Consider the following 8,289-nt stretch of genomic DNA (forward strand, 5'->3'; position numbering starts at 1 on the left):
GTTCCTGTGTCCTCGATCGCCGGACGGGCTGATTTTGGTTGCCCCCCGTCGTGACAGTGCCGGCCACGCCCGCCTTCGTGGTCAGGCGCGCAGGCCCGGGAGGCTGCCTATCGGGTGCCAGGACTCCGTGTCGTCGGTCAGGGAGGCCCGCCACACCAGCCCGTCCGGGTGGTGCAGCACGGCGGTTATCTCGTCGGGCGTGGGCGGCTCGCTGTTGCCCCGGAGGTAGACCGCCCGGAGCCCGAGATTCCGTAGCCGGGTCAGCGCCCGCTGCCGGTTCACGGCGTGCACCAGGACCCTGACCCGCGCCCCGGAGGGGACCGGCAGGGAGAGGGCGACGACCACACTGCCGCCCGGCAGCTTCGCGAACCCGCCACCCGCCATCCACGCCACCTCTCCCCCGCACGTAGAGCGGACCTGTCAACAAGCCCGCCGGCGACAACGCCACGAAGTCATCTAAACGCGATCGGCCGCCGCCCGCTAGAGGGCGACGGCCGATACGGCTCTGACCTGCGAAAACGCAGATTACTGGCGAGTTACTTGCCGGACGGGGCCACCTGGAGCGTCATCGTGGAGCCGTCCAGCGCCTGGTGCAGGATCTTGATCCGGGTGTTGGTGTCAGTAACCTGCACACCGCCCGTCGGGTTGCTCGGGTCGTAGTAGGTGCCCTTGCGGTCGTCGAAGACCGGGCTGCCGAGCTTGCCCTTCACCCGGGTGGCGACGCCGTCGTTGTGCACGGTGTAACCCTGGACCGGGAACCAGCTGAACGTCGAGTCGTACGCCTGGAAGCGGTTGCGCATCAGCGAACCGTCCGCCCAGTGCTCCGCCTTGGGGTGGGCGTCGACCGGCAGGATGCGCCCGGCCCCCGGGTGCAGGCCGACGTTGTTGTCGGTCTGCGAGGTGTCCCACTTCCAGATCAACAGGCCCGGCTGGTACGGGAAGTGCTCCACCCAGCCCGGCTTGGTGCTCTTCCAGCCGAAGTTGTACGGGCCGGACTTGAGGGTCTTGTCGTAGGACACGTACTGCCGGTTCTCGGCGAGGTAGTACTGCGGGTACTCCTTGGTGAAGGACTCGCCGATGCGCGAGAAGCCCTTCGCCGTCCAGCCGTTGTCGTCGCCCTCGGCGCCGTCGGTGAAGAGGGTCGCGCCGTCGGCGGTGAGGCTGATCGCGTCGGCGGTGAAGCCCTTGCCGGAGGTGCCGCCGTCCGTCTGGTAGCGGAAGCGCAGGTCGACCTTCTTGCCCGCGTAGGCGTCGAGCGGGTACGACAGCTTCTTGTACGCGCCGGAGACGCCGGTCAGCGCCGGGCGGTCGCCGCCGTCACGGGTGATGGCCTTGCCGTCGGCGGTGCCGTCGACCGGGGTCCAGTTGGCGCCGCCGTCCGTGGACACCTCGGTGTAGAGGTAGTCGTAGTTGGCCTCGATGTCCCACCAGCCCGAAAGGTCCAGCTGCGCCTTGGACTTACCGGTGAGGTCCACGGTGCGGGTGAGGGTGTTCTTCAGGTCGTCGCCCTGACCGCCCCACCACTGCTTGCCGCCCTCGGCGGGCTTCACCACGTCCGTCTTGACCGCCTTGGCGGGCAGGTCGACGACGAGCGCCTGCTTGTCCTTGGTGTTGTACTCGGCGACGCCCAGCTTGTGCGTCGACCTCGTCGCCGCCTTCGCCTTGTCGTAGTTGAGCCAGCCGAGCTGCAGCTTGTCCCAGGCGCTCATGTCGCCGGGCAGGTCGCCGATGGAGTCCTTGCCCGTGCCGAGCCAGGAGCCGGACGACATCAGCGACCAGTAGTCGACGGACGACTCGCCCTTGCCGGTGGTGTCGTACTCGTCGGGGAGCCCGAGGTCGTGGCCGTACTCGTGGGCGAAGACGCCGAGCCCGCCGTTCTCCGGCTGCATGGTGTAGTCGCCGACCCAGAAGCCGGTGTCACCGATCTGGGTGCCGCCCGCCTTGTTGTTCGCCGGGCCGGTCCTGCCCGCGTCCGAGCCGTAGGCGTACCAGCGGTGCGCCCAGATCGCGTCCTTGCCCTGCTTGCCGCCGCCCGCGGACTCGTCCTCGCCGGCGTGCACGATCTGGAAGTGGTCGATGTACCCGTCGGGCTCGTTGAAGTTGCCGTCGTGGTTGTAGTCGTTGCGGTCCCACTGGTCGTACTGGGCCAGCGTCGCCTTGATGTCGGCGTCGGAACGGCCCGCCGCCTTCTGGTCCTTGACCCACTGGTTGACGCCGTCGCGCACCAGGTCCCAGGCGCTGGGGCAGTTGGTGGAGCCGCAGTAGTTGGAGCCGTAACGGGCCTCGTTCCAGGGGACCCTGACCCAGTCCGTCACCTGGCCGTCGACCGAGTAGCGGCCCGAGGACTGCTTCTCGTAGTACTTCGCCAGGGACTCCTTGTCCTTGTCCTTCGAGAAGTACAGGTCCTGGTAGTGCTGGCGGTTGTAGTCCTTCTGCCAGGCCGTGCTGTTGTCCTTGGCACGGTCCGGCTTCTCTATCGTGTTGTGCGCGGGGCCGGGCGTGCCGCCGTACTTCTTCACCGGCGGCAGCGGGCCGTCGGGCCCGTCCGGGTCGTACATCGTGGTGTCGTCGACCTTGTCGCCGAAGTCCACCAGGATCGTGAATATCTTGTCGGTCTTCTGCCGGGCCAGCTCGACGTACTTCCCCTTGCCGAGCTGGACGACCTGGGAGCCGCCGCGCTGCTGCGCCTTGGCCTCACCGGATATCACCTTGTCGAGGGCGGCCTTGCGCTGCGCCTCGTTCTGCTTGCTGAACGGGCCCTTGAGGTCGTGCTCGACGCCCTGCCTGGCCTGTGCCGGGTCCTGGCGCACCGCTGCGGCGGGCTGGTCGGACCCTGCCGTTCCGGTCGCGCCGGCCGCCTGCGCCGCTCCGGTCAGTCCGACCGAAAGGGTCGCCGCGCCCAGCGCGACGACCGTGGCCACTGCGGCGGATCTGGCGACCCTCCGTTGGCTGCTCTTCACTTGTCTCTGTCCTCCCCAGTAACAACTTGGGAGGTATTTGACCGGAGGGATGCAAGAAAAGACAGATCTTGACTGAGGCTTGGCTCAGCAAGTACGTTATCCAGTCTTTAAGTTGCGGATTTCGGACATCAACGCGGGGGCCCGTCTCACCTGTTGGACAGGCGCATGGCCATGTGCGCCCCCCGTGCTTCCATAGCCTCGATAAGGTCACGCTTACCAGGCATTCCGCTCGGGCAGACAGGACCGTAGAGTCGTTTTGGTGTACGCACCAGCCGGCTCCGCACCCCACACATTGCCCCGAGGACGGATCCCGCCATGCCGCGTCCGACCCCTGCACAGATAGCCTACGGTTCGGCCACCGTCGTCTTCTCGACCCTCGCCATGCTGCTGCTGTCCCAGGCCCGAACGGGGCCCGGCATAGCGGTCATCGCCCTTGTCTCCCTCACCCTCGGACTGCTCGTCGCCGTGACGGTGCCGCTGCCACGGCAGGCGCTCCGCGCACGGGTCCGCAGGTACCGCCCGACCTCCGGGGACCGGGTCCCGGAGCAGCGTGCGCCGCTGTCCGCCGACACCAGGATCAGCGAGCACTCACTGCACGGTTGAGACCACCACGGTCTTGGCCGCCTTGTCGTGAATGCATTGGTGATACGGCATGTCCCAGGTGCACCACAGCACATTCACCAGCCAGAAGACGAAGCCGCAGCACGGCACGACTTCCGGCAGGGAGTAGACGGCGGCGCGCGTCCAGCCCGGCGTCCCCGCGGGGACCGCGCCGTTCTCCAGCATGGCGACCCGGATCTTCATGGCCATCTTGCCGACGGTCTGACCCCGTGTGGTCAGCATCAGGCCCTCGTAGACGAAGTAGACGACCACGATGACGATGCTGAGGCCGGTGGCCTTGCTGTTGTTCTTCGTGACGTCCCAGTTCGCGTTCCAGGTTGCCGCCGAGTAGACGGCGCTGACGGGGATGCTGACGAGCAGGCCGTCGATGATCCGGGCCACGAGGCGCCGCCAGCGGGCCGCGAGCGGCGGCATGCCCGCGAGCGGGTCGGTGGCGCCGTGCTGGTCGCCGTAGGGGTTGCCGGGCCCGCCGCCGGGGGCACCGCCCCCGCCGTAGGGGTCGCCCCCGTAGGGCCCGCCGCCGTACGGGCCGCCGGGTGGTGGACCGCCTGAACCGCCGTAGGCGCCACCGGAGCCGGGCCCCGTGCCGTACGGGCCGCCGCCGCTTCCCGGGGTGCCCCCGTACGGGCCGCCGGGACCGCCGCCCGGCGGGGGCCCCTGCGGCTCCTGCGGCTTCTTGAGGAACGGGTCGTCTTCCGGCGGCTGTTCGGGGGTGCTCATGCACCCGAGTAGAACCCAGCATTCCGGTGACCGCATCCGGCCGTATGCCGTTCGAGGAGCGCGCGCCGGAGCGCGGCCCACAACGGCTTCCGGTTCAGCGGCCGGTGGACGCCACGAACGTACGGGCCGCCTTGTCGTGCCAGCACTGCCGCCACGGCCGGTCGAACAGGCACCACAGCGCACCGAGCACACCGACGGCCACGGCGCCCAGCCCGCCGTACACCAGCCAGCGACGCAGGGCCGCGCCGAACGAGGGGGTGTCGTGCGACTCGATGTCGAGGACCCGCACCCCGCACAGCTTCTTGCCCAGCGTGCGGCCCCACTTGGCGGTCGGCAGCGCCTCGTACACCAGCCCGCCGACGAGCAGGACGGCCAGCACGATGCCCAGGTACGGGCCGGTGGTGCCGTCGAGCAGCCAGACCGTCACGGTCTGGCCTGACTGCTTGGCCTGCTGCACCTTGGCGTCGATGTGGTCGGTGGCCCTGACCCACAACGGCAGGGCCACGGCGCCCACGAGGGCACCCAGCACCACGGAGTCCACGATGCGCGCCAGGAGGCGGCGGCCGAGCGGCGCGGGCCGCCCCTGCCGTTCCCGCGCGGCGCGCAGGAACGGGTCGTCCTTGGGCGGCTTCCAGGGCGCGGGGCTCTCGCCGCCCTGCGCCGCGGGCTGTTGCCGGGCCAGTTGGTGCACCTGCTGGGCCCAGCCGGTGGCGGGCCGCTCCTGTTCCGGTGCCGGCGCGGGCAGCGCGTGCCGCTCCGGCACGGGCGGCAGCACGGGCTGCTTCGTCTCGGGAGCACGCGCCTCGGGGGCACGCCGCGCCTCGGGGGTGCGCCGGACCTCCGGGGCCCGGGAGGCCTCCTGGGCCCGGGGGGACCGGGTCGCGCGCGGCCGGAGGGCCTCCTGGGCGCGGGGCGGTGCTTCCCGTGCGGCGGCGCGGGGTTCGGCCCAGGGCTGCTGGGGCGCGGGCGAGGCCGCGGCGGGCGGCGAACCGTTCGTCCGCAGCTGGATCGTGCCGCCGGGCCGGGCGCCGCGGCCCGTGGCGGGCGGCGGGCCGTCGGACGTCCGGGCCTCCGGCGCGGGCTCCGCGGCGACGCGGGGGTCGCGGACGGCGGGGATCACGGGCCCGCCGGTCCCGTCCCACGGCGCGCGGGCGCCCCGCGCGGTGCGCGGATCCGTCGCCTCCGGGCGGGCTTCGCGCGGTGCGGGCTCCTGGTCCAGGAACATCGGCCCCGTCTCCTCCGGCAGCGGCGCTCCCGGAGGCGTGGGCTCCGCACGCCGTGGGGTGGGCGGCACGGGCGCGGCGAGCGCGGGCGCAGCGGCCGGGGCGAAGCCGGTGGGCGGGGCGGGCAGCGGCTCGCCCTCGGCGGGCGCGGGCCGACTGGTGCCGGGCACCCAGGCGGTGCCGCTCCAGTAGCGGATGTAACCAGGAATGGACGGGTCGGGGTAGAAGCCTTCCGCGGGGCTGCTGTCGGCGGATCCCGAGAGAGGAGCGCTCATGGTGTCCGATGTCCCGTATCTGTCGGCCGTACTGGGTGTCGTGTCGGTGGGCGGCTGGCGAACCCTCAGTCTGCCGCACCCGCGTCACGTCCTGCGCGCGGCTCCGGTACCTCGTGACCTCAATGCACAAAAGGCAACCCGGGGCGCTGCGGACAGGTCTACCAGACGGCTCTCTCCTCTGCGGCCGTCCCGCGGGCGGGACCACTCACACGTGCGACCGGTGGTCACGGCGTGTCCGCCGCGGGGGAAGTCGCGGTATCGATGTGCGGAAGTCGCGTAATGGTGTGGGGGTCGACGCGCTCTGTCCGGTGCGGGCCCGTCTCCGAGGGGCCACGCACCGAGAGAACGCAGAGCAGAGAGGGCTCACTTCATGCACACCGTGGTGGAACGAGAGCTGGAGATCGACCTGGTGCTGTCGCCGGACCGCACCGTTCCGGTCCCTTGCAGGCTGAGCTACCGCACGGCCGATCCGTACGCCGTCAACATCACTTTCCACGTCACCTCGGATTCCCCCGTGAGCTGGACCTTCGCGCGCGAGCTGCTGATGGAGGGGCTGTTCCGGCCGGCCGGGCACGGGGACGTCAGAGTGTGGCCCACGACGGCGCAGGGCCGCAGCGTCGTCTGTATGGCGCTGTCCTCGCCTGACGGCGACGCGCTGTTGGAGGCCCCCGACCGGGCGGTGACGGCGTGGCTGGAGCGGACGCTGCGGGCGGTGGCACCGGGCTCGGAGCCGGAACGCCTGGCGCTGGACGAGGCGCTGCGCGAACTCCTCGGAGCGTAACGATCCGGACGTACGGTCCAGGGGTTACGGAGGTCAGAGGACCTTGCCGGGATTGAGCAGGCCCAGGGGGTCGAAGACGGCCTTGATGCCCCGTTGGACCTCCATGGCCACCGGCCCGAGCTCCCGGGCCAGCCACTCCTTCTTGAGCACGCCGATGCCGTGCTCCCCGGTGATCGTGCCGCCGAGTTCCAGCCCCAGGGCCATGATCTCGTCGAAGGACGCGCGGGCGCGGCGCGCCTCGTCCTCGTCGGCGGGGTCGAAGCAGACGACGGGGTGGACGTTGCCGTCCCCGGCGTGCGCGCAGACGCCGATGGTGAGCCGGTGTCTGTCGGCGATGGCGGCGGTCCCGTCGAGCATGGCGGCGAGCCGGGAGCGGGGCACGCACACGTCGTCGATCATCGTGGCGGTCTTGAGTGCCTCCAGGGCGGGCAGGGTGAGGCGGCGGGCCTGGAGGAGGAGTTCGGACTCGGCGGGGGTGTCCGCGGGCACGACCTCGGTGGCACCGGCGGCGGTGCACAGCCCGGCGACGGCGGCCAGGTCGGCGGTGGGGTCGGGGGTGTCGAAGCCGGCGAGCAGCAGGGCCGCCGTGGACTCCGGGAGGCCCATGTGGGCGAATTTGTTGACGGCCTGGAGCGAGGTGCGGTCCATCAGTTCCAGGAGCGAGGGGGTGTGGCCGCGCGCCATGATCTCGCGGACGGCCTCGCAGGCGGCGGCCGTGGAGGGGAACTCGGCGGCCAGGACGAGCCGTTCGGGCGGCGCGGGTTTCAGCGCGAGGACGGCCCGGACGACCACGCCGAGGCTGCCCTCCGAGCCGACGAAGAGGCGGGTGAGGTCGTAGCCCGCGACGCCCTTGGCGGTGCGGCGGCCGGTGGTGAGCAGCCGTCCGTCGGCGAGGACGACGTCGAGGCCGAGGACGTACTCGGCGGTCACGCCGTACTTCACGCAGCACAGGCCGCCGGAGGCGGTGCCGATGTTGCCGCCGATGGTGCACTGTTCCCAACTGGACGGGTCGGGCGGGTAGGCGAGGCCCTGTTCGGCGACGGCGCGGGAGAGTACGGCGTTGACGACGCCGGGTTCGACGACGGCGATCCGCTCGACCGGGTCGATCTCCAGGATGCGGTCCATCTTCACGAGGGACAGGACGATGCAGCCGTCACTGGCGTTGGCCGCGCCCGACAGCCCGGTGCGGGCGCCCTGCGGGACGACGGGGGTGCGGTGGGCTGTCGCCGTGCGCATCACGTGCTGGACGTGCTCCACGGTGCGGGGCAGTACGACGACGGCTGGGTTGCCCGCCGCGCAGAAGCCGGCCATGTCGTTCGCGTAACTGCGGGTGATGTCGGGGTCGGTGAGCACCGCTTCCGCGGGGAGCGCTGCGCGCAGCGCGTCGATGAGATCGTCCATGTGGAGGACATTCCCCCGGGGGAAGCCCCCCAGACCCCCGGACCCCGGCCGCGGGCCGTCCGCGCCTGCGGCGGGCTTTCCCCCAGCCCCGCCCCTTCCCGCAGTATCCGATATGCGGCTCCGCCGCGTGGCGAGGGCTGCGCGCCCCGGGCCCCCAACTGCGGGCCGGTTCGCCGCCTGCGGCGGGAGCGGGTTCCCGCGGGGCGTACTCCCGGACCTCCGGCTGCGGGCCGGTTCGCCGCCTGCGGCGGGGGCGGCCTGCGGCCGCGTCCTCAAACGCCGGACGGGCTGGATGTGCCGGGCGTGGC

General features: G+C 71.5%; 7 protein-coding genes. 2 read left to right on the plus strand and 5 right to left on the minus strand.

Annotated features, from left to right (window positions below):
* Window positions 1-81: 81 nt before the first annotated feature.
* Together ACWD4A_RS29295 and ACWD4A_RS29300 are read right to left on the minus strand one after the other, a co-directional pair.
* On the minus strand, window positions 82-384 hold the full coding sequence (locus ACWD4A_RS29295; RefSeq protein ID WP_451198526.1) for a hypothetical protein: 303 nt from the start codon (window positions 382-384) through the stop codon (window positions 82-84).
* Between the two features lie 152 nt (window positions 385-536).
* Entirely contained in the window at window positions 537-2,960 is a 2,424-nt protein-coding gene (locus tag ACWD4A_RS29300; RefSeq protein WP_451198528.1) for an immune inhibitor A domain-containing protein, read from the minus strand.
* Window positions 2,961-3,275: 315 nt separating this feature from the next.
* Between ACWD4A_RS29300 and ACWD4A_RS29305 the strand changes: the two genes are divergently transcribed.
* A complete protein-coding gene (locus ACWD4A_RS29305; RefSeq protein ID WP_451198530.1) occupies window positions 3,276-3,563 on the plus strand; it encodes a hypothetical protein in 288 nt (95 codons plus the stop codon).
* On the opposite strand, the gene ACWD4A_RS29310 is transcribed toward ACWD4A_RS29305, so the two are convergent.
* Both ACWD4A_RS29310 and ACWD4A_RS29315 read right to left on the minus strand, forming a co-directional pair.
* A complete protein-coding gene (locus ACWD4A_RS29310) occupies window positions 3,549-4,301 on the minus strand; it encodes an RDD family protein (protein WP_451198531.1) in 753 nt (250 codons plus the stop codon). The genes ACWD4A_RS29305 and ACWD4A_RS29310 overlap by 15 nt on opposite strands.
* Window positions 4,302-4,395: 94 nt before the next feature.
* Entirely contained in the window at window positions 4,396-5,799 is a 1,404-nt protein-coding gene (locus tag ACWD4A_RS29315) for an RDD family protein (RefSeq protein ID WP_451198533.1), read from the minus strand.
* Window positions 5,800-6,169: 370 nt separating this feature from the next.
* Between ACWD4A_RS29315 and ACWD4A_RS29320 the strand changes: the two genes are divergently transcribed.
* The gene (locus ACWD4A_RS29320) at window positions 6,170-6,580 is read left to right on the plus strand and encodes an SsgA family sporulation/cell division regulator (protein WP_451198534.1); all 411 of its coding nucleotides are present in this window, start codon (window positions 6,170-6,172) and stop codon (window positions 6,578-6,580) included.
* 33 nt (window positions 6,581-6,613) lie between these two features.
* Here ACWD4A_RS29320 and ACWD4A_RS29325 read toward each other — a convergent pair whose 3' ends face one another.
* On the minus strand, window positions 6,614-7,981 hold the full coding sequence (locus ACWD4A_RS29325) for an FAD-binding oxidoreductase (protein WP_451198535.1): 1,368 nt from the start codon (window positions 7,979-7,981) through the stop codon (window positions 6,614-6,616).
* Window positions 7,982-8,289 lie beyond the last annotated feature (308 nt).

It is taken from the genome of Streptomyces sp. NPDC002537 (genome assembly GCF_053594975.1).

Coding starts and splice junctions, on each gene's coding strand:
- ACWD4A_RS29295 (WP_451198526.1), bottom strand. CDS start 384: ATGGCGGGTGGCGGGTTCGCGAAGCTGCCGGGCGGCAGTGTGGTCGTC.
- ACWD4A_RS29305 (WP_451198530.1), top strand. CDS start 3,276: ATGCCGCGTCCGACCCCTGCACAGATAGCCTACGGTTCGGCCACCGTC.
- ACWD4A_RS29310 (WP_451198531.1), bottom strand. CDS start 4,301: ATGAGCACCCCCGAACAGCCGCCGGAAGACGACCCGTTCCTCAAGAAG.
- ACWD4A_RS29315 (WP_451198533.1), bottom strand. CDS start 5,799: ATGAGCGCTCCTCTCTCGGGATCCGCCGACAGCAGCCCCGCGGAAGGC.
- ACWD4A_RS29320 (WP_451198534.1), top strand. CDS start 6,170: ATGCACACCGTGGTGGAACGAGAGCTGGAGATCGACCTGGTGCTGTCG.
- ACWD4A_RS29325 (WP_451198535.1), bottom strand. CDS start 7,981: ATGGACGATCTCATCGACGCGCTGCGCGCAGCGCTCCCCGCGGAAGCG.